Origin of the sequence: Micromonospora carbonacea (assembly GCF_014205165.1) — a bacterium.
GTDB classification, from domain to species: domain Bacteria; phylum Actinomycetota; class Actinomycetes; order Mycobacteriales; family Micromonosporaceae; genus Micromonospora; species Micromonospora carbonacea.
This window is the reverse complement of record NZ_JACHMZ010000001.1, coordinates 3,855,576-3,875,898: the sequence shown is the minus strand read 5'-3', so window position 1 is coordinate 3,875,898 and position 20,323 is coordinate 3,855,576. Positions and strand designations below refer to the sequence as shown.

General features: G+C 75.6%; 17 protein-coding genes. 3 read left to right on the top strand and 14 right to left on the bottom strand.

Features of this window, described 5'->3' with window-relative positions; all coding sequences use genetic code 11:
* Positions 1-3: 3 nt before the first annotated feature.
* The 7 genes from HDA31_RS32995 to HDA31_RS16515 form a co-directional block, all read right to left on the bottom strand.
* Positions 4-996: a carbohydrate ABC transporter permease gene (locus HDA31_RS32995; RefSeq protein ID WP_246384591.1), complete on the bottom strand. Its 993-nt coding sequence runs from the start codon at positions 994-996 to the stop codon at positions 4-6.
* A gap of 1 nt (position 997) precedes the next feature.
* Positions 998-2,269, bottom strand: a complete 1,272-nt coding sequence (locus tag HDA31_RS16540) for a sugar ABC transporter substrate-binding protein (RefSeq protein WP_178064507.1) — start codon at positions 2,267-2,269, stop codon at positions 998-1,000.
* A 35-nt stretch (positions 2,270-2,304) separates the two neighbouring features.
* Positions 2,305-3,441, bottom strand: coding sequence for a LacI family DNA-binding transcriptional regulator (locus HDA31_RS16535; RefSeq protein WP_074477890.1), 1,137 nt, complete (start codon positions 3,439-3,441; stop codon positions 2,305-2,307).
* 241 nt (positions 3,442-3,682) lie between these two features.
* Positions 3,683-4,666: a DUF8189 domain-containing protein gene (locus HDA31_RS16530; protein ID WP_178064508.1), complete on the bottom strand. Its 984-nt coding sequence runs from the start codon at positions 4,664-4,666 to the stop codon at positions 3,683-3,685.
* A 167-nt stretch (positions 4,667-4,833) separates the two neighbouring features.
* Positions 4,834-6,567 (bottom strand): ABC transporter ATP-binding protein, encoded by a 1,734-nt coding sequence (locus HDA31_RS16525; RefSeq protein ID WP_178064509.1) that lies wholly within the window; start codon positions 6,565-6,567, stop codon positions 4,834-4,836.
* On the bottom strand, positions 6,564-8,342 hold the full coding sequence (locus tag HDA31_RS16520) for an ABC transporter transmembrane domain-containing protein (RefSeq protein ID WP_219825106.1): 1,779 nt from the start codon (positions 8,340-8,342) through the stop codon (positions 6,564-6,566). Before HDA31_RS16520 ends, HDA31_RS16525 begins: the two co-directional genes overlap by 4 nt.
* Before the next feature lie 125 nt (positions 8,343-8,467).
* Positions 8,468-9,364: an NAD(P)-dependent oxidoreductase gene (locus HDA31_RS16515; RefSeq protein ID WP_178064511.1), complete on the bottom strand. Its 897-nt coding sequence runs from the start codon at positions 9,362-9,364 to the stop codon at positions 8,468-8,470.
* Between the two features lie 118 nt (positions 9,365-9,482).
* Between HDA31_RS16515 and HDA31_RS16510 the strand changes: the two genes are divergently transcribed.
* Complete coding sequence (locus tag HDA31_RS16510; protein ID WP_311774358.1) at positions 9,483-9,878, top strand: winged helix-turn-helix transcriptional regulator; 396 nt, start codon at positions 9,483-9,485, stop codon at positions 9,876-9,878.
* A 93-nt stretch (positions 9,879-9,971) separates the two neighbouring features.
* On the opposite strand, the gene HDA31_RS16505 is transcribed toward HDA31_RS16510, so the two are convergent.
* Positions 9,972-12,086 (bottom strand): cellulose binding domain-containing protein, encoded by a 2,115-nt coding sequence (locus tag HDA31_RS16505; RefSeq protein WP_178064512.1) that lies wholly within the window; start codon positions 12,084-12,086, stop codon positions 9,972-9,974.
* Between the two features lie 311 nt (positions 12,087-12,397).
* Positions 12,398-13,003: a TetR/AcrR family transcriptional regulator gene (locus HDA31_RS16500; protein WP_178064513.1), complete on the bottom strand. Its 606-nt coding sequence runs from the start codon at positions 13,001-13,003 to the stop codon at positions 12,398-12,400.
* A gap of 111 nt (positions 13,004-13,114) precedes the next feature.
* Here HDA31_RS16500 and HDA31_RS16495 point away from each other — a divergent pair, with 111 nt between their 5' ends.
* Both HDA31_RS16495 and HDA31_RS16490 read left to right on the top strand, forming a co-directional pair.
* Positions 13,115-13,609 (top strand): MarR family transcriptional regulator, encoded by a 495-nt coding sequence (locus HDA31_RS16495; protein WP_246384592.1) that lies wholly within the window; start codon positions 13,115-13,117, stop codon positions 13,607-13,609.
* Positions 13,606-15,252 (top strand): MDR family MFS transporter, encoded by a 1,647-nt coding sequence (locus tag HDA31_RS16490; protein ID WP_178064514.1) that lies wholly within the window; start codon positions 13,606-13,608, stop codon positions 15,250-15,252. Before HDA31_RS16495 ends, HDA31_RS16490 begins: the two co-directional genes overlap by 4 nt.
* 133 nt (positions 15,253-15,385) lie before the next feature.
* On the opposite strand, the gene HDA31_RS16485 is transcribed toward HDA31_RS16490, so the two are convergent.
* From HDA31_RS16485 to HDA31_RS16465, 5 genes are all read right to left on the bottom strand, one after another.
* Positions 15,386-16,018, bottom strand: a complete 633-nt coding sequence (locus HDA31_RS16485; protein ID WP_178064515.1) for a CG0192-related protein — start codon at positions 16,016-16,018, stop codon at positions 15,386-15,388.
* A gap of 122 nt (positions 16,019-16,140) precedes the next feature.
* Positions 16,141-17,052, bottom strand: a complete 912-nt coding sequence (locus HDA31_RS16480; RefSeq protein ID WP_178064516.1) for a hypothetical protein — start codon at positions 17,050-17,052, stop codon at positions 16,141-16,143.
* The gene (locus HDA31_RS16475; RefSeq protein WP_178064517.1) at positions 17,049-18,128 is read right to left on the bottom strand and encodes a hypothetical protein; all 1,080 of its coding nucleotides are present in this window, start codon (positions 18,126-18,128) and stop codon (positions 17,049-17,051) included. The genes HDA31_RS16480 and HDA31_RS16475 overlap by 4 nt, the downstream gene beginning before the upstream one ends.
* Before the next feature lie 271 nt (positions 18,129-18,399).
* A complete protein-coding gene (locus HDA31_RS16470) occupies positions 18,400-19,050 on the bottom strand; it encodes a response regulator (protein ID WP_178064518.1) in 651 nt (216 codons plus the stop codon).
* Positions 19,038-20,309 carry a sensor histidine kinase gene (locus tag HDA31_RS16465; RefSeq protein WP_178064519.1) on the bottom strand — a complete coding sequence of 424 codons (1,272 nt, stop codon included), beginning with the start codon at positions 20,307-20,309 and terminating at the stop codon, positions 19,038-19,040. Before HDA31_RS16465 ends, HDA31_RS16470 begins: the two co-directional genes overlap by 13 nt.
* Between the last annotated feature and the right edge of the window lie 14 nt (positions 20,310-20,323).

Genomic DNA, 20,323 nt, shown 5'->3' with positions numbered 1-20,323 from the left:
TCCTCACGTCTTCGACCGCATCAGCCGGAACTGCGCGGCGGTGAGCCCGACGACGGCGACGAACAGCACGTACGCGATCGCCGCCGCGTAGCTGTAGTTGCCGAAGCCGAACTGCTGGTAGATGTAGAAGGCCACCGACAGGGTGCTGTCGAGCGGCCCGCCGCCCGTCATCACGAACGGCTCCTCGAAGAACTGGAGGTAGCCGATCCCGGTCACCACCCCGCCGAAGAGCAGCGTGGGCCGCAGCAGGGGCAGGGTGACGTGCCGGAACCGCGCCCAGGCCCCGCAGCCGTCGATGGCCGCCGCCTCGTGCAGCTCGCCGGGGATCGCCTGGAGGCCGGCGAGGAAGACCACCATCAGGAAGCCCATGTTCCGCCAGGCCGCCATCACCACCAGCGACGGCAGCGCCGTGCGGGTGTCGGACAGCCACGCCGGGCCGTCGACGCCGAGGCGGGCGAGCGCGGTGTTGACCAGCCCGCTGTCGGGTTCGAGCAGGAACCGCCAGACCACGGCGACGGCGACGATGCTGGTGACCACCGGCAGGTAGTAGCCGACCCGGAAGAACGTGCGGAACCGGCTGATCCCCGCGTCGAGGGCGACGGCCGCGGCCAGCCCCAGCACCATCGTCAGCGGCACGCCGAGCAGCACGAACCACGCCGTGTTGGCGGCGGCCCGCCGCAGCGTCTCGTCGCCGAGCAGCCGCACGTAGTTGTCCACGCCCACCGGATCGACCGCGAGCGGGTCCCGCAGGTCGGCGCTGCGCAGGTCGGTGAAGCTCATGGCGGCCGAGGCCAGCACGGGGCCCGCCATGAACACGGCGAAGATCAGCAGGAACGGCAGCGCCAGGCCCCACCCCGCGACCCGCTGGCGACGGGTGACACCGCGCCGGCCGGGCCGCCTGCCGGTGACGCCACGCCGGCCGGGCCACCCGGCGTCGCGCCGGCCGGGCCGCGCGCCGCCGGTGGGGGCGGCCTGCCGCGCGAGGGCGGACGCCACCTCAGCTCCCGGTGCCGATGGCCGACGCCTTCGCCTGCATCTCCCGGGTGGCGGTGGCCGGGTCGGTCACGCCCCGCACCACCCGCTCGATGCCGTCGTCGATGACGTCGGCGACCTGCTCCCAGGTGGCCATCGCCGGCGGCGACTTGGCGTCGGCGAGCTGCGCGCCGAACGCCTTGAGCAGCGGGTCGTCGGCGAGCTTGCCCGACTGCCAGGTCGCCGTCACCGCCGGGAGGCTGCCCACCAGGTCGTAGAGCTTCTGCTGGGCGGCCGGCGAGGTGAGGTACCGGACGAACTTCCAGGCCGTGTCGCGGTTGTCGGTGTCCCGGTAGACCACCAGGTCCGCGCCGCCGATGAACGAGGTGCCGGCCTGCTCGCGGGGCATCGGGGCGACGTCCCACTTGCCCTCCAGCGCCGCGCCGCCCTGCTCGCGCAGGATGCTCATGTGCCAGGGGCCGGAGACGAACGCCCCGATGTCGCCGGAGATGAAGCCGCTCTCCTGCGCGCCCGGCGCGACCTGGCCCGGGGCGAGCCCCTGCCGGAAGAACGACGCGTAGTATTCCAGCGCCGTGCGCATCTGCGGGGTGTCCAGGGTGAACTTCCCGTCGGCCAGCACGTCGGCCCCCGCCTGCCAGGCGAACGGCAGGAACGACTGCCACGCGCCGGTGCCACCCGGTTGCAGCGAGATGCCCCACTTCGCCCCGCCGGTCTGCTTGAGCCCCTTGGCGAACGCGGTCAGCTCCTGCCAGTTGGCCGGCTTGCCGACCCCGGCCTTCGCCGCGAGGTCCGTGCGGTGGTAGATCAGCCGCGTCTCGACGTACCAGGGGACGCCGTAGGACGTGTCGTCGACCACCGTCGTGTCCCACGCGCCCGGGAAGAACGCGGCCCGGTCGAACAGCCCGGGGGGCGTCGGGTCCAGGGCCCCGGTCTTGGCGAACTCGCCCATCCAGGTGGAGCCCATCATGCTCACGTCCGGCGTCTGCCGGCCCGCGATCGCGGTGGCGAGCTTGTCGTGGGCGGCGTCGAACGGGAACGCGGTGACGGTGACCTTGGCCCCCGGGTTGTCCCGGGTGAAGTCGTCGGCCAGGGCCTTCAGCTTCTCCCCCTCCGCACCCATCGCCCAGACCGTGATCTCGCCGGTGGCCTTGCCCTCGGCGACCGCCCCGCCGGCCGCCGGCCCGCCGGGACCCGGCCCGCCGTCGTCCCGGCCGCAGCCGGTCACGCCCAGCGCGAGCGCGGCCACGAGCGCCGTCGCCTGTCTCCAGTGCCTCATTGCGCCTCCTGAGGGGATGGGTCGCCACGGCCGGGTCACCGCGTGCTGCGGGCACCCGCCGCCGGACGGCGTCCGGCGGCCGTGGGGTCGTGCTCGGTGGTGGTGTGGTCGGTGGTGGGCCGGTGCCCGGTGGCGGGGCGGCGGGCGGTGGCGGTGCCGGCCCCGGTGGGCGCGGGGCAGCCGCAGCTGCGCCGCACGACGAGGTCGGTCGGGAGCACCAGGGCGGCGTCGGGGCCTCCGGCCTCGCCGGCCGCGGCCCGCAGCAGCAGCCGCGCGGTCCGCCCCGCCAGCTCGCGCACCGGCTGCCGGACGGTGGTCAGGGCCGGGCTGACGAGCGCGGCCATCGGGATGTCGTCGAAGCCGGTGACGACCAGGTCGGCGGGCACCCGCACGCCCCGGGCCGCCGCCCCGACGAGCATCCCGAGCGCGGTCTCGTCGTTGGCGCAGACCACGCCCCGGGGCGGGGCCGCCCGGCTGAGCAGCTGCTCGGCGGCGAACACCCCGTCGTGCTGTTCGAGGCCGACCCGCAGCGGCGCGCGGGGCGCCGGCAGGCCGAGCTGCCGGTGCGCGGCGCGGAACCCCTCCCACCGGCCGGTGACGTCGGGCGAGTTGCGCGGGTCGCCGACGAAGACCAGCCCGCGCAGCCCGTGGTCGGCCAGCAGGTGCCGCGTCAGGGCCGTCGCCGCGGCGACGTTCTCCGCGCGTACGGACGGCATGCCGGGCGGCCCCTCGCCGGCGAGCACCACGACGGGCACGAGTTTCGCCAGCTCCCGCAGCGTGTCGGGGGAGACGGTGCCGCCGAAGACGGCCAGCCCGTCGACCCGGCGGGCCATCTCCACGACCTCGGCGTCGGAGTCGTCGCGCAGGTGGGTGCAGAGGATGTGCACGCTGGTGCGGGTGTGCACCGCCTCGGCCTCGAAGCCCTGGATCAGCTCCGAGAAGTACGGGCCGGACAGCCCGGGGAACACCAGGCCGACCGCGCCGTGCCGGCCGGCGGCGAGGGCCCGGCCGAGGTGGTCGGGACGGTAGCCGTGCTCCTCGATGGCCCGCTGCACCCGCCGCCGGGTCTCCTCCGACACCTGACCGACGCCGTTGGACACCCGGGAGACGGTGGCGACCGACACCCCGGCCAGCCGGGCGATCTCCCGGACCGTCAGCCGATCGCTGCCCATGGACTCCCTCGCTCCGCCGCACGCTCCTCGGTAACCGGTTTCAGAAACCGGTTACCGAGAACCATAGGCAACCGCCGATGACTCCACAACCCGGGCCGGCCACTTCCTAGCAGACGACCGGCCCGGATGGACGCTGTCCACAGCCCGACGGTTGGCCACACCGAACGGGCGCCGCCGAAACGCGCAGCGGGCCGGGGAGGAACGATCGGTCCTCCCCGGCCCGGGAAACGCGCCGGACGGGCTACAGCCCGAACCGCGCCTGGTGGATCCGGTGCTGCGCGGCACGGACGAAGAGCCGCAGCTCGCCGCCGTAGACGACCACCGCCGGCACCGAGCGCGCCCCGGCGGGGCCGGGCACGGTGGTCCAGCCGGCCCAGTCGCCGGTGCCGAGGTTGTAGCGGTTGGTGCGGACGGTGTTGCCGGTGCCCTGGGTGAACAGGTGCAGGTCGCCGCCGTAGATGGTGGTGGCGGGTGCGGACCTGGCCCCGGCGGTGCCGGGCACCGTGGCCCAGCCGGCCCAGGCGTTGGTGTCGAGGTTGTAGCGGTTGGTGCGGACGGTGTTGCCGGTGCCCTGGGTGAACAGGTGCAGGTCGCCGCCGTAGATGGTGGTGGCGGGTGCGGAGGTGGCTCCGGCGGTGCCGGGGACGGTGGTCCAGCCGGCCCAGGTGTTGGTGGAGGCGTTGTAGCGGTTGGTGCGGACCGTGCCGCCGGTGCCCTGGGTGAACAGGTGCAGGCTGCCGCCGTAGATGGTGGTGGCGGGTGCGGAGGTGGCTCCGGCGGTGCCGGGGACGGTGGTCCAGCCGGCCCAGGTGTTGGTGGAGGCGTTGTAGCGGTTGGTGCGGACCGTGCCGCCGGTGCCCTGGGTGAACAGGTGCAGGTCGCCGCCGTAGATGGTGGCGGCGGGCGCGGACCTGGCCCCGGCGGTGCCGGGCACCGTGGCCCAACCCGACCACGTGTCGGTGGTGAGGTTGTAGCGGTCGACCCGGACGGCGTCGCCCGCACCCCGGGCGAACAGGTGCAGGTCGCCGCCGTAGACGGTGGCGGCGGGCCCCGACTTCGCCCCGGCGTCGCCGGGGACCGGGGCCCAGCCGGAGGCCGGCGGGAGCTGCGGTCGCCCCCAGTTCTGCGCCGGGGCCGCCGAGGCCGGTGCCGCGACCAGCGCGGTGGCCCCCACGACGGACACCAGCAGACGGCCCAGCGTTCTCGCTGGATGGGTCAGATGCACTCGGGCTCCTTCGTGGACGATGGTTGCTGGACGATACCCACCCCGTCGGGATCGCCGGACGGTGCCGCCGGACGGTGTCCCGCCCGGGTGTGACGCGCCACGCCGCCCTCAGGTTTCACCCGGCGCGCAGGTGTTCCGGCTTCAGCGGGCGCGCCGGCGGTCGGGGCTCACGAGCCGTGCCAGGAGCGCCACAGGGAGGCGTACACGCCGTCGGCGGCGACCAGCTCGTCGTGGCCGCCGATCTCGGTGATCCGGCCGTCCTCCAGCACCGCCACCCGGTCGGCGTCGTGCGCGGTGTTGAGCCGGTGCGCGATGGCGATGACGGTCCGCCCGGCGAGCACCGCCGCGAGCGCCCGTTCGGTGCGCCGGGCCGTCGTCGGGTCCAGCGCGGCGGTCGCCTCGTCGAGGATCAGCGTGTCGGGGTCGGCCAGCACCAGCCGGGCCAGCGCCAACTGCTGGGCCTCCGCTGCGCCGAGGCCCCGGGCGCCGTCGCCGAGCTGGGTGTCGAGGCCGTCGGGCAGGTCGGCGTGCCAGTCCGCGCCGACCGTGTCCAGGGCGGCGCGCATGCGCTCGTCGGTGGCGTCCGGCGCGGCGAACGCGAGGTTGTCGCGCAGCGAGCCGAGGAAGACGTGGTGCTCCTGGGTGACGAGCGCGATCCGGCGACGCCGCTCGGCCGGGTCCAGGTCGGTGACCGCGACGCCGCCGAGGCTCACCACCCCCTCCTGCGGGGCGTCGATCCCGGCGAGCAGCCGGGCCAGGGTGGACTTCCCGGCCCCCGAGGGGCCGACGACGGCGAGGCGTTCCCCGGGCTCGACCGCCAGGTCGATGCCGTGCAGCACCTCGTGCCCCTCGGCGTACGAGAACCGCGCGCCCCGCACCACGAGCCGCCGCCCGTGCGGCGCGTCGGCCCGGCCGCGCGGCTCCGGCGGCACCAGCCCCACCCCGAGGACCCGGGCGAGCGAGGCGATGCCGCGCTGCGCCTGCTCGACCCATTGCAACAGCCGGTCCAGCGGGTCGATCGCCTGCTGGAGGTAGAGCGCGGCGGCGACCACCTCGCCGAGGCTGACCGTGCCGCGCGCCAGGAACACCCCGCCGACACCGAGCACGGCGGCGATCGGCAGCGCGTAGCTGCCCTCCACCCCGGGGAAGAACACCGACCGTAGCGCGAGCGTGGCCCGCCGCGCCGCCCACACCCCGGCGACGCGCCCGGTGCCGTGCGCGACGCGGTCGGCGCTCAGCCGCAGCGCCTCGGTCGTGCGCGCGCCCTCCGCCGTGGTGGTCAGCGCCTCGGTCAGCTCCGCCGTCGCCGCCCCCTCGGCGAGGTAGGCGGGCCCGGCCCGGCGCAGGTACCAGCGGGTGACCGCCCAGATCGACGGCAACCCGGCCAGCGCGACGAGCCCGAGCAGCGGATCGAGCAGGAACACCGCCGCGAACAGCAGCAGCAGGTGCGTCCCGGCGATGACGACCGTCGGCACGACCTCGCGCACGGTGGTGCCGACGGTCGTCACGTCGACCGAGCTGCGGGTGGCCAGGTCGCCGGTGCCGGCGCGCTCGACCACCGACACGGGCAGCGCGAGCATCCGGGTGACGAACTCCTCGCGCAGCCGGGCGACGGCCCGCTCGCCGAACCGGTGCCCCGCGTACTGCGCGTAGCGGGAGAGCAGGCCCTGGGCCAGCACGCAGGCGGCGATGGCCAGCGCCAGCCGGTCCACGGCGGCGACGCCCGCGCCGGTGGTGACCGCGTCGACGATCCGGCCGAGCAGCCACGGCACGCCGAGCCCGGCGACCGTCGCGGCGACGTGCAGCGCCAGCACGACCGTCACGGCCCGCCGGTCGCGCGCGATCAGGTCGAGGGCGGCCCGGCGTACGGCGGCCCGGCCCGCCACCGGGAGCTTCGTCACCGCCGTGCCCGCCCGGCCTCGACGGGCCCGTCGCCGGCGGCCCGGCCCCCGCCGGTCCTGTCCTCGACGGCCCCGGCGGGCCCGCTGTCGGCGTCGCCGTCGGCGCGGGACACCAGCGCGCGGTAGCCCCGGTCGGTGGCGAGCAGGTCGGCGTGGGTGCCGGTGGCGACGACCCGGCCGGCGCTCAGGTGCGCGACCGTGTCGGCGTGCCCGAGCAGCAGCGGGGACGTGGCCAGCACGATCGTGGTGCGCCCGGCCCGGGCCGCGCGCAGGCGCTGCGCGATGCGCGCCTCGGTGTGGGCGTCCACGGCGGACGTCGGGTCGACGAGGATCAGCACCTCCGGCTCGGCCAGCAGGGCCCGGGCGAGGCGCACCCGCTGCCGCTGGCCGCCCGAGAGCGTGCGGGCCCGGGCCCCGACCGGGGTGTCGAGGCCGGCGGGCAGCGCGTCGGCCACGTCCTGCGCCGACGCGGCGTGCAGCGCGGCCCGGACGTCGGCGTCGCCGCGGGCTGCCTTGTCGCGGGCAGGTCCGGTGCCGGCCGCGTTGTCGCTGGCCGTGGCGGGGCGCGCGGGGCCGCCCGCCGCCCGGCCGCGCAGGATCTCCCGCAGGGTGCCCGCGAAGAGGTACGCGTCGTGGTCGGCGACCAGGATCCGGGCGCGCACCTCGTCGAGGTCTACCCCGGCCAACGGCGCGTCGCCCCAGGTCACGTCGCTGGCGACGTACCGGCCGAGCCGGTCGGCCAGGGCCGCGGCGTCGGCGGGGTCGTCGGCGGCGACTCCCACCAGCCGGCCCGGCGGCACCACCAGCCCGGTGGCCGGGTCGCGCAGCTCGGCCGGCTGGCGCGGCGCGGTCGCGGTCACCGGCCCGCCCGCCCGGTCGGGGGCCAGCCGCAGCAGGCCGACGATGCGGCGGGCCGCGACGCGCCCCTGGATGAGCAGGTAGCCGCCCTCCAGCAGGAACCAGACCGGCACGACGAGGATGGCCGTGTAGCCGTAGACGGCGACGAGCTGCCCGACGGTGATGTCGCCGTGCGCCGCCGTCCGCGCGGCGAGCCACACCACGGCCGCGAGGAAGAGCCCCGGGATGGTGAGGGTCAGCGCGTCGATCCAGCTCGCCACCGCGCCCACCCGGTAGCCCTCGCCGAGCAGGGCCCGGGAACGGGCCGCGTACCGGCGGGCGAACAGGTGGCGACCGCCGACCCCGGCGAGCACCCGCAGGCCGGCGACGATGTCGTCGGCCCGGGTGGTCAGCTCGCCCTGCTGCTGCCGGTAGGCCGACTCCGCGCGTTCGAGCCGGCGCAGCAGCGGCCCGACGGACACCGCGATGGCCGGCACGCCCAGCAGCACCAGCACGGCGAGCGGCGGATCCACCGACCAGAGCAGCACGGCGACGACCCCGTACGCGATGACCGCGCCCACCCCGGGGCCGCTGAGCGTCAGCACGTGCGAGGTGCGCACGATGTCGTACCCGCCGACGGTGGCGACGTCGCCCGCGGCCAGCCGGCGGGGGAGCACCGCGCCGACGTGGGCGAGCGCGCGCAGCAGCACCTCGGCGGAGCGGGCGCTGGCGTCCTCCCGGATGAACGTCATCGTGCGGTGCCGCATGATGCCCAGCCAGGCCAGCGCGAACCCGGCCGCCACGATCGCGGCGATCCACCACAGCAGCGCCCGGTGGTCGCCGGCGCGCAGGCCGTCGTCGATGGCGCGGGCGACCAGGTAGGGGCGGACCGACAGCCCGACCATCCACACCGTCCCGAACAGGCTGCCGCGCAGCACCCGCCACGGCTGGCAGCGGATCAGCCACCAGATGTAGCGCAGCGGCCCCGACGTGTCGGGGACACCGGGCTCGGGGTGGGGGATCCGGAGAGGCACCGACCCAGGCTAACGACCGCTCTGCCCGATTACCGCCCCGTTTCGGGGCCCCGCCGGATGACCTCGATCATGCTGGCGAGCGCCTCGTCGCCGTGCCCGCCCTCGGCGCGTTCCCGCAGCAGGTCGCGGATCGGGATCATCACGTCGGGCCGGATCCCCTGGCTCTCGCTGGCCTGCACCATCTTGGCCAGGCCGAGCGCGTTGAGCGCGACGGTGGACACGTCGGTCGCGTAGCGGCCCGCGTCGACGTGCCGGGCCGCCTGCCCGATGCCGGGCACCACCACGTGGGTGAGCCAGGACTCGGCGAACGGCGCGAGCGCCCCGGCCGGGACGCCCGCGCTGGCGAGCAACGCGAAGCCGTGCAGCGCCCCGGCGAACGACGACCACAGGATGCCGAGCAGCGCCAGGTCGTACAGGCTCGCCGTGCCCGGGTCCTCGCCGATGAAGACGCTGTTGCCGCCGAGGACCCGCAGCGTCGGCCCGTGCGCGTCGAACGCCGCCCGGGAGCCGCCGTAGAACAGCAGGGTCTGGGGCAGGCCGACGCCCGGCGGCACGGCCATGACGTACCCGTCGAGGTACTCCGCGCCCAGCGAGCGTGCCCACCGCTGGGCGGCGCGGGCGTCGTCGGGCACGCCGGAGGTGAGGTTGACGATCACCCGGCCGCGCAGCGCGGCGCCCACCGGCTCCAGGATCTCGTACAGGGCCTGGTAGTCGGTCACGCAGACCACCAGGACGTCGCTCGCGGCGACCGCGTCCGCGACCGCCTCCGCGCGGCTCGCGCCCCGCCCGACGAGCGCGTCCGCCCGGACCGCCGAGCGGTTCCACACCGTCGTGCGGTGGCCGGCCCTGAGGTACGCGTCGGCCAGCGCCGAACCCATCATTCCGAGGCCGATCACCGAGACGGGCACACAGTTTTCGTCGGTCATGTCTGTTCCCCCTCGCATTTTCGAGGGAAGCGTAGGACCGCTTTTCCGTGCGCCTCAAGCACTTACCGCAAAGTGCGTGGCCGCGCCGGTCATCCATTGTGGTTAGACTCGTCGGCGTGTGTGGATTCACGGGGAGAACGTCGTCGACCGGCCGCGGAACGGCCGGATGAGCGTCCGGGTGCGGCCCACCCACTGCGGGCTGGACGCCGCGGTCGAGGTGATCAGCGGCAAGTGGAAGGTGGTCATCCTGTGGGCCCTCAGCGACCGGCACCGACGTTTCGGTGAGCTGAGAAGGCTCATTCCCGGGGTGAGCGAAAAGGTGCTCTTCCAGCACCTGCGCGAGCTGGAGACCGACGGCATCGTGCGGCGGGAGACGTTCGACGACCTGCCGCTGCGGGTGGAATATTCCCTCACGGCGGGTGGGCGGGCGCTCAACGAGGCGCTCAAACCCCTCGGCGCCTGGGGGCGGGAGCACCTGCCGGTCGGCGACGTGCCGGCGCGGGCGGTCCCGTAACGTCCAACCGGGTGCCGCCGGCGGGGGCCCGGGGGCTCCCACCGGCGGCGACGGCCGGTCAGCCGACCCCGGCGTGACGGGTCGGCGGGCGCGTCACAGCACGGCGCACGGGGTGCCGTTGAGGGTGAACGCGGTGGGCCAGACGTTCGGGCCGCTGTACGCGCCGACGAAGCCGGCGCTCGTGCTCCCCCCGCCGCCGGCGATCTTCGCGTTGTCGGCGGTGTTGGTGACCGTCACGGTCCGGCCGCTCTGCGCCCAGGTGGCGCTCCAGCCGCTGTCCACCCGCTGCCAGGTGGTCGGCCAGGTGAACGTGAGCGTCCAGCCGTCGATCTGGTGCGTGCCGTCGTTGACGATGTCGAGGCTGCCGACGAATCCGTTGCCCCAGTCGTTGGTGTCGCGCAGGCGCACGCCGCACGTGCTCTCCGCCGGGCCGGCGGTGGTGAAGGTCACCGGCGGCGACGACCAGGAGAGCCGGCCCGCGCCGTCGCGGGCCAGCACGTTGAGGGTGTACCGGGTGCCCGGCACGAGGTTGCCGAGCGCGAGCGAGCTGGCGGTGGTCTCGCCGAGCTGCTCGCTGACCGTGCCGTTCTGCCGGTACACCTCGTACTTGAGGGGCCCGCCGGCCGCCGGGGGCAGCGCGGGCCAGGAGACCGTCGCGGCCCGGTCGGTGACGTCGGCGACGGTGGGCTGGGCGGGCGCGCCCGGCGCGCCGGTGACCACCGTGTCCGGGCGCAGCACCAGCGTGGTCAGCGAGTACGGCGGCAGGGTGCGGCTGGTCGCGTTGCCGGACTGGCTGGTGGCGATGGCGGTCGCGCCGTTGGTGAGGGTGTGCACGGTCGGCGCGGCGGCCGACGGGGCGAACCCGGCGTAGTCGATGGTGACCGGGCGGGCGTCGTCCGGGTCCTTGTTGACCAGCATGACCGCGAGGCTGCCGTCGGGCCGGCGCACGGCGTGCGCGGTGACCAGCGCCTCGTCGGTGCCGGCCCGGACGAACTGGCCGCCGGCCCCGGCGAGCAGGTTCATCATGGACAGCCCGTGGTACGGGGCGAACGGCGTGTTCAGCGGGGGCTCGCAGACGGTGCCGTCGGAGGTGCAGGTGCCGCTGGAGAGCAGCCCGAAGTCGCCGTAGTCGGTGTGGCCGGCCACCTGCGACACCTTGTCGATGCCGTTGTGCACGTTCCACCACTGGACGGTGAACACCCCGTTCTCCAGCAGCTCGCTGTACGCGTCGGCGAGGAACAGCGCGCCGGGCTGGGTGGTGCGGCCGGTGTCGACGTTCAGCTCGGTGAAGCTGACGCCGATGCGGGCGGCGTTCGGCCCCGCGTACCTGGCGATCTGCTGGCGCAGCAGGTGGGCCGCCTCGTCGACGTGCGCGGTGCGGGCCAGGGACTCGGCGGCGCTGCCGCCCGGGTACCAGTGCACGTCCACGAAGTCGATCTTCGGGCCGGCGATCGACAGCACCGCCTGGTTCCACGGGCCGGGGTCGCTGGCGGCGGTGATCCCGTCGGGCCAGTTGCCCGGCATGGTCAGCACCGCGCCGACCTTGATCGTCGGGTCGACGGCCTTCATCGCGTCGGCGTAGTCGACGACCAGGTTCGCGTAGTAGGTCGCGCTCTTGTCCGGGTGGTCGTCGGCCTCCCAGGCGGAGCCGTAGAGCCCGTTGCCGTAGTTCTCGTTGCCGATCGTCCAGTACTTCGCGCCGTACTGCTTGGTGACGTTGGCGTAGCGCACCCAGTCGGCGGCCTCGGCGGGGGTGCCCGTGCCGTAGTTCGCGATGATCATCGGTTGCGCGCCGACCCGCCTCGCGCCGGCCATGAAGGTGTCGAAGTCGGTGTTCGGGGCCACGTACCCGCCGGGCGCGGTGTGGTCCTTCCAGTGGTAGATGTCGGCGTACGAGCCGCCCGGGTAGCGCAGCATCTGGACGCCGGCCGCGCGCAGCAGGTCCGACGTCTCGTTCGTGCCCAGGTTCGTGTCCCAGATGGCCTGGTTGACGCCCAGGGCGGTGTTCGGCACGCCGGCCAGCCCCGCCTTGGCGTTGACGGTGACGACGACCGGGTCGGCGGCCGCGCCGATGGCCGGGGGAGTGATCGCGGTGAGGGCACCGGTGGCGAGCAGGGCGCCCGCGGCGAGGGCCGTCCAGCGGCGTCGACCAGGCCGGCGGGGCGGCGGGGTGTGGCGTGGGTACCCGTACGTGCTCGGGTTGTTCATGCTGTTCCTTCGTGGACCACGGGCAGAGCGCCGCCGGATCGGCGGGCGGCTCTGGACGGACTGATCTGGCGTTGGTCGCAGATGTCGCCGTCCCCCGGGAGGCCGCGCCGGCCACCGGTTGCCCATTGGACGACGGTCAGCCCCGCGCGTGGCTGGTCATCGACGCACAAGAATCTCACGGCCGCGCCCGGATGCTCAAGGCGGTGCGGCCCGGCGGGGCGGGCCGGGGCCGGCACGCCGCTGCCGGTCGCGGCGGGGCGGCAGTGCCGGTCGTGGCGGGCGTCGCCATCGGTCGCGCCGGGCGCCCGCCGTCAGTCGTGGCGGGGCGGCGCGGCGGCGGGCTCCGCCTCGGCGAGCGCGGTGCGGATCGTGTCGGGCAGCGGGCCGTCCGGGTGGTCGATCCAGTGCTGGATGGCGACCCGCAGCGCCGCGAGGAAGCTCGCGGCCAGGACCCGGGAGCGCAGCGCGGCGTCCGGGCCGGCGAGCCGGGAGGTGAGCTCCGCGGCCACCTCCCGCTCGACCGTCGTGTACGCCGCGAGGTGGTGGGCGAGCAGGCTCGGGTGCGCCCGTAGCTGCCGGCGGTGCGCCAGCCAGGCCGGGTCGGCGTCGCCGTACACCTCGGCGGTGAGTCGTTCGGCCGCCCGGCTCAGCACCGTCCAGGGCCGATCGCCGGGGGGCTGGTCGCGGATCAGCTCCCGCATCCGGCGCAGCCGCTCGGTGTCGCCGTGGAAGAACGCCTCCTCCTTGCTGGAGAAGTAGTTGGAGAACGTGCGGCGGGAGACGTTGGCCGCGTCGGCGATCGCCTCGACGGTCACCCGGTCGGGCCCCTCGGTGGCGGCGAGGCGCAGGGCGGCCTCGTGCAGGGCGAGCCGGGTGGCCGCCTTCTTGCGTTCGCGCAGCCCGGTGGCCTCGTCCATGGGCGTCACGATACGCGGCCGGTGATTTACTTCTCAACGTGCAAACTTGCTCGGTGCGCACGTTCGGTGGATAGTTGCTTGCAGCAACCATCACGGCGGGAGGGGGGCGGCGTGGAGACCACCCGGGAGCTGAGCGTGCGGATGTACGACCTGCTCAAGAGCGTGCGGCTGATCAAGCAGCGGCGTGCCGACGACCGGCCGTCCGTGCCGCTCGGGCTGGTCGGCATGCTCACCCAGATCGAGCAGCTCGCCGTCGGGGCGCACGCCCGCGAGCTGGCCGAGCACACCGGGCTCGACCCGTCCACCGTCAGCCGGGCCGTCGCCGCGCTCGTCGCACACGGCCTCGTCGAGCGGCGGGCCGACCCCACCGACCGGCGGGCGAGCTGCCTGACCGTCACCCCCGCCGGCCGGGCGGCCCTCGCGGACGCCTACGGCTGGTACGGCGACCTGCTCGACCGGGCGCTCGCCGACTGGACCCCCGACGAGGTGGCGGCGCTGTGCTCGGCGCTGGGCCGGTTCACCCGCGACCTGGGGGCCGCCCTCGGCGGCAAGGCCGACCCGGGAGCCGACCCCGCAGACAACGACAACCTGGAGGCCGCGCGATGAGCGCACCCACCACGACGGCCGAAGCCGCGCCGATGACCCATCGGCAGACCCTCGAAGCGCTCAGCGGCCTGCTGCTGGTGCTCTTCGTCGCCATGCTCAGCAGCACCGTCGTGTCGACGGCGCTGCCGAAGATCATCGGGGCGCTGGACGGCTCGCAGACCCAGTACACCTGGGTGGTCACCGCCACCCTGCTCACCGCGACGGCCACCACCCCGATCTGGGGCAAGCTGGCCGACCTGTTCAACAAGAAGACGCTGGTGCAGGTCGCCATCGTCGTCTTCCTCGCCGGCTCCGTGGTCGCCGGCTTCTCCCAGACCGCCGGCCAGCTCATCGCCGCCCGCGCGTTCCAGGGCATCGGCGTCGGCGGCCTCCAGGCCCTCGTCCAGGTCGCCATCGCGGCGATGATCCCGCCGCGCGAGCGCGGCCGCTACAACGGCTACCTCGGCGGCGTGATGGCCGTCGCGACGGTCGGCGGCCCCCTGCTCGGCGGCCTCATCGTCGACACGTCCTGGCTCGGCTGGCGCTGGTGCTTCTTCGTCGGGGTGCCCGTCGCCCTGGTCGCGCTCGTCCTGCTCCAGCTCACCCTGCGCCTGCCCACGGTGCGCCGCGACAACGTCAGGATCGACTACCTGGGCGCGGCCCTGATCGCCGCCGGCGTCAGCGTGCTGCTGATCTGGATCTCGTTCGTCGACGACTCGTTCGCCTGGCTGTCCTGGCAGACCGCCGCCATGGTCGGCGGCGCGGTGCTCCTGCTGGCCCTGGCCACCTGGGTCGAGTCCCGGGCCGCCGAGCCGGTCGTCCCGCTCGGCATCGTCCGCGAGCGCACCACCGCCCTGGCCATCCTCGGCAGCCTCGCCGTCGGCATGGCCATGTTCGGCGGCGCGGTCTTCCTCGGCCAGTACTTCCAGATCGGGCGCGGCTACAGCCCCACCGAGGCCGGCCTGCTCACCATCCCGATGATGGCCGGCGTGCTCGGCTCGTCGATCGTCGCCGGCCGGATGATCACCCGGACCGGGCGGATCAAGCCCTACATCGTCGTCGGCGCGATCCTCCTCGTCGCCGGGTTCGCCCTGCTCGGCACCATCGACCACGAGACGTCGCTCGTCCTGGTCGGCGTGGCCATGTTCATCGTCGGCACCGGCGTCGGCATGACGATGCAGAACCTCGTCCTCGCGGTGCAGAACACCGTGTCGCTGCGCGACATCGGCGCGGCCAGCTCCACCGTCGCGTTCTTCCGCTCACTCGGCGGCACCATCGGGGTCTCCGTGCTCGGCGCGGTCCTCGCCCGCCGGGTCGGCGACCGGATCACCCACGACTTCGCCGCCGCCGGCATCCCCGTCTCCGGAAGCTCCGGTGGCGGCAGCCTCAACCTCGACGTCCTGCCCGCGCCCGTGCGCGAGATCATCCGGGCCGCGTACGGCGACGCCACCGGGCACATCTTCCTGATCTCCGCGGCCATCGCCGTCGTCGGCGTCGTCGCGGCGCTCCTGCTCCGGCCGGTCACCCTGCGCACCAGCCTCGACCTGCCCGACGCAGCCAGGTCGGTCGCCGTGGCCGCCGACGCCGTCGACGGCGCGCCCGCCCTCGACCAGGTGGCCGTCGACGCCGGTCGCGGCGGCGGCCCGCCCGTCGGCAGGCCCTGACCCGTCCCGATGCCGGGGCCACCGTCACCGCCCGGTGACGGTGGCCCCGCCGGCTGTCCGGGCCGGCGTCGGCGCGGCGGGCGGGGCCGGGGTCGGCGCGGGCGGATCGGCTCGGCGCGGCCGGCGGCCGGGGTCAGCGCGGCGACACGTACGCCAGCGGCAGCGGCGTCGGCTGCCCCTCCCACGTGCCCGTCAGCCGGGCGCCGGGCAGGCCGGGATCGTCGCCGACCCGCCGAAGGACGGCCAGCTCGACGGAACCGGCGAGGATCCGGGTCGGATCCCCGTCGTCGACCGGGTCGATCGCGTCGATCCCCGGCGCGCCGGCCAGGCCCGCCCCGTCCACCGCGATCCCCATGCTCGGCGCCCGCTCCTCGCGCCGACCGTCCACCTCGAAGTACTCCTGCGCCTGGCCGGTGCCGGCGAGGATCGCCCCGGCCAGGGCCGCCGCGTAGACGGGGTCGCCGCAGGCGTCGTACACCCAACGCGGCCCCAGCACCGAGTGCTCGCAGGTGCCGACGAGCCACGCGTCGGCCCCGCCCAGCGGCGCGCCCCGGTAGGTCAGCGGCAGCTGGTGCACCGGCCCGTCGCCGGCCCGCACCAGCAGCGTCTCGATCCCCACCTCCCCGGCGGGGTCGTCGAAGCGGTACGCCGCGACGCGCTCGACGCCGGCGGCGGCGTCCCCCTCGAACCACGGACGACGGGGCAGCCAGGCCGACAACAGTTCGAGCTTCGTGGGGCGGATCTCCGCCCGGTGCAGCAGCGCCATCACCGGATCATAGGAACCCGCCCGGAGCCGGCCGCCGCGTGCCTCGCCCGGCCGGCGGGTGCCCTCGCCCCGCCGCCGCGTGCCTCGCCCGGCCGGCGTGCGCCCGTCCCGCGCCGCCCCGGTCAGGCCGGCGCGCGGGGCCCGCACGTGCGCGGCGGCGGCTTGCCGGTGTACCGCAGCTCGGCGCAGTACCGCAGCGCGCGGGCGGGGGCGAGGGTCCACTCGTACCGGGCGGCCTGGTAGCCCATGTAGGTGATGCGCCCGCAGCACCGGAAATCCCGGTCCCCGTCGCGCAGGTCGTAGGTCTGCGGCACCCCGTCGACCTCCAACTCGACCCGCAGCCGGTAGTCGGACACGCCGCCCGGGAACGGGTCGACGGGGCCGCCCGACTCGTCGAGCCCGTCGAGCTCGACCGGGACCTCCAGGGTCTGCCCGGCGGCGAGGGGGTGCGGCATCCCGCCGCCGCGCCACCGGCCGGGCGGGGACGCGGCGGGGGAGGCGACGCCATCGCGGCAGGCCAGCTCGACCCACGGCCCCTGCTCCCGGGCGCGGTCCACCCGCGTGACCGGCACCGCCCGGACGGCGGCGACCTGCACGTCCACGCTGCGCCGGGCCCGCAGCGTCAGCGTGTGGACGGGCTCGGGGCCGACCGGTACGCCACCGTTGTCCCGCGCCCATGCCGCGAACCGGCCGCAGTCGCGCACCCACTCCGGCGGGCTGACCCGCGCCCGCGCCTCCGGCACCTCGAACGTCAGCTCGGTGCTGTACGTGGTGCCGGAGAGCGTGGCGGCCAGCTCGACGGCCCCGGCCGGACCTGCGGAGGCGGCCGGCTGCCCGCCCGCGCCCGCCCGAGCCGGCGGAGCGCCGCCGCTGGCCGTGGTGCGGGCCGACCCGGCCCGGTCGCCGCTGTCGCTGTCGCTGTCGCTGTCGCTGTCGCTGTCGCCGGAGCGCAGCGCGTAGACGGCGGCGAAGGCCAGCACCGCCGGCAGCACCCCGATGGCGACGACCCGGAGCAGCCGCCGACCGGCGCTCACGACCGGCCCTCGAAGGCCCCGGGGCCGTCGGCCCCCCAGCCGCCCGTGATCTTCGCGTAGTACCGCTCCTGGTAGTTGCGGGCGAGGCTGCTGCTGCGGAACGGCCGGCCGTCGTCGTCGACGGTGAGCACCCGCCGCTCGCCGCCGAGGTCGACGTCCAGCTCGATGACCCACTCGCAGTACGACCGGTCCGTCTGCGCCTGCACGTCCACGGTGAGCGGCTCGCCCGGCGACAGCGTCAGCGAGTGCCCGTCCACGTACGCCGCACCGAGTTCGAGCTTCTCCGTGACGACCCGCGCGATGCTGTCCGGCTCGTCCAGGTCGAAGCCGATCTTCAGCGGCTCCCCGCCGCCCTGGCTCCCCTCGAACACGTACGCGCCGGACAGCGGCGCGGAGCGCCGCTGCACCCGGGCCCGGATCTGGGTCACGAACACCGGGCCGGTCCACTGGCCGACCACCGACAGCCGGACCCGGGTGAACAGCCGGTACGGGTGCCGCTGGTCGCCCGGGTACACGGTGTCGACGCCGTCGCCCGCGGCGGCCAGGTCGGTCACGGTGGTCGGGGTCCTCGGCAGGTCGAGCAGGCGGTGCCGCTGCTCGCCGGTCAGCGGCACCGGAAACAGGCAGACGGAGGCGTCGTCGGAACGGTCGTAGTAGTAGGCGTTGACGGACAGGGGCGGCTTCTGCTGCGCGGCCGACTGCTTCGCCGCCTCGACCGCCCGGTCGTCGCGCACCGCCTGGTCGGGGGAGGTGAGCCGGCTGGCCACCTCGGCGACCACCGCGCCGACGACCGCGCTGGCCAGGCCGCCGCCGGCCGCCCACAGCACGGCACGGCGGGAGAACTGGGCCGGCGGCCCCCCGGTCTGCTCCGTGGCGCGCTCCGGCGGCCCCCCGGTCTGCTCCCTGGCGCGCTCCGGCGTGGCCCCGGGCGTCGTCGGGCCGCTCTCGGGGGCCGCCCGCCCGGCCCCGGAGGCCGGTGTCGGCGGCGGCTGCGGCGGGCTGGCCGGGCCGGGCTCCCGGGGGCCCGGCGGCGTGCCCGCCGGCGAGCCTTTCGGCGTGTCCGTCGGCGGTGGCACCCGTGGCCTGCGCCGGCCCCGCCTTCCTCCGGATCCGGAAGATGACACGCGAATCCCCCCGAAGCGCGATATCGACGAGCACTCATCGTAATAACCGCGACAACCCACCCCCACGCCGCCCACGAACACCCACCGCCGACCGCGCCGACCGCGCCAACGGCGGTGATCAAGAGGTTCGCATCAACTTTGATCTTCGGCGTGACGCGAACCTCTTGATCACCAGGGCGGGGGTGGGGGTGGGGCGGGGTAGGAGGGGGAAGGGTGGTGGGGGTCAGGTGGGGGTGTTGAGGTAGTGCAGGACGGCGGCGACGCGGCGGTCCGTGCGGTCCGTGGGCGGGAGGTCGAGCTTGGCGAAGATGCTGCGGATGTGCTTGTGCACGGCCCCGTCGGTGACGAAGAGCCGCTCCGCGATGGCCGCGTTGCCCAGCCCCTCGGCCATCAGCGCCAGCACGTCGCGCTCGCGGGGGCTGAGCCGGTCCAGCCGGGTGTCGGGGCGGCTGCGGACCAGCAACTGCGCGACCACGTCCGGGTCGATGGCCGTGCCGCCGCCGGCCACCCGGCGCAGGGCGACCAGGAACTCCTCGACCCGGCCCACCCGCTCCTTGAGCAGGTAGCCGAGCCCGGCCCCGCCCCGGGCGAGCAGGTCGGTGGCGAACGCCTGCTCGACGTACGCGGAGAGCACCAGGACGGCGAGGCCGGGCTGCCGGCGGCGGGCCTCGACGGCGGCGACGATCCCCTCGTCGGTGTGGGTCGGCGGCATCCGCACGTCGACGATCGCCACGTCGGGGGAGTGCGCGTCGATGGCGGCGAGGAACGTGGTCGGGTTGTCGGCGGTGGCGACGACGTCCAGGGACTCGGCGCGCAGCAGCAGCGCCAGCCCTTCGCGCAGCAGCGCGTCGTCCTCGGCGATCACGATCCGCACGGCAGGTCCACCTCCACGGTGGTCGGACCGCCCGGCGGGCTGGTCAGGGTCAGTTTCCCGTCGTGTGCCTCGGCGCGCCGCCGGATGCCGGACAGCCCCGAACCGGCGTGCTCGTCCGCGCCGCCGCGACCGTCGTCGACGATCGTGACGCGCAGCCGGTCGGCGACGCGGCGTACGGTCACCGTGGCCCGTCGCGCCCCGCTGTGCCGGGCGACGTTGGTCAGCGCCTCGGCGGCCACGAAGTATGCCGTGGCCTCGACGGAGGCGGCGCACCGGCCGGGCACGTCCGCGTCGACGCGGGCCGGGACGGGGCAGGTGGCGGCCAGCGACAGCAGCGCGTCGGGCAGGCTGCGGTCGGTGAGCACGGGCGGCAGGATGCCACGGACGACCGCGCGCAGCTCGGCGAGGGCGTCCTCGGCGGCGCGTTGCGCCCGTTCCAGGAGGGCGTCGGCGTCGGCGGGGTCGCGGGTCACCGCCCGGCGGGCCGCGCCGAGCAGCACGGTGACGCCGACGATGCGGTTCTGCGTGCCGTCGTGCAGGGCCCGCTCGATGCGCCGCAGCTCGGCGGCGTGGGCGTCGAGCGCGGCGGCCCGGGTCGCGGTCAGCTCGGCGACGCGCAGCACCAGGTCGGCGTCGGGATCGGGCGGGAGCAGTCGGCGGCCGGGCAGCTCCTGGAGGCGGGCCAGGGTGGGCGTGGCGTAGCCGACGAGGGCCAGCCAGCCGAGGCCGAACAGGCCGACCCCGAGCGCCCCGGCGGTGTCGGTCACGACGGGGAAGCCCAGCGCCGAGGTCGCCTCGCCCGCCGGCAGCAGCCGCCACCAGAGCGGAAACGTGCCGTCGCGCAGCACATTGATCGGCAGCGTCAGCCCGAGCAGGCCGAGGAACAGCCCCAGGGTGGCGTGCGTGACCAGCCAGCGCGCCTCCCGCCGGACGGTCGGGTCGGCCACGGCGGACCGCAGGGTCTGCGGCGTCGGCAGCCCGGCGGCGATGACCGGGCCGGTACGGGACAGCCTGTCGCGTTCCCGGTCGGCGACGGCGCGCAGCGCCCGCAGCGCGTACGGCACCGCCGGCAGGCCCACGCCGACCAGGCAGGCCAGCGCCGTGACGGTCAGCAGGGCCAGGGTGGACAGGGCCAGGACGGCGGTGCCGAGCCCGCCGACGAGGCGTTCCAGGGCGTCGACGCTGAGGCGGACCCGGGCGGCGGGCGCCCACCGGCGGGCCGCGGCCCCGCCGGGCGGGTCGTGCTCGTCCGGCGGCATCCTCGCCTCCTTCC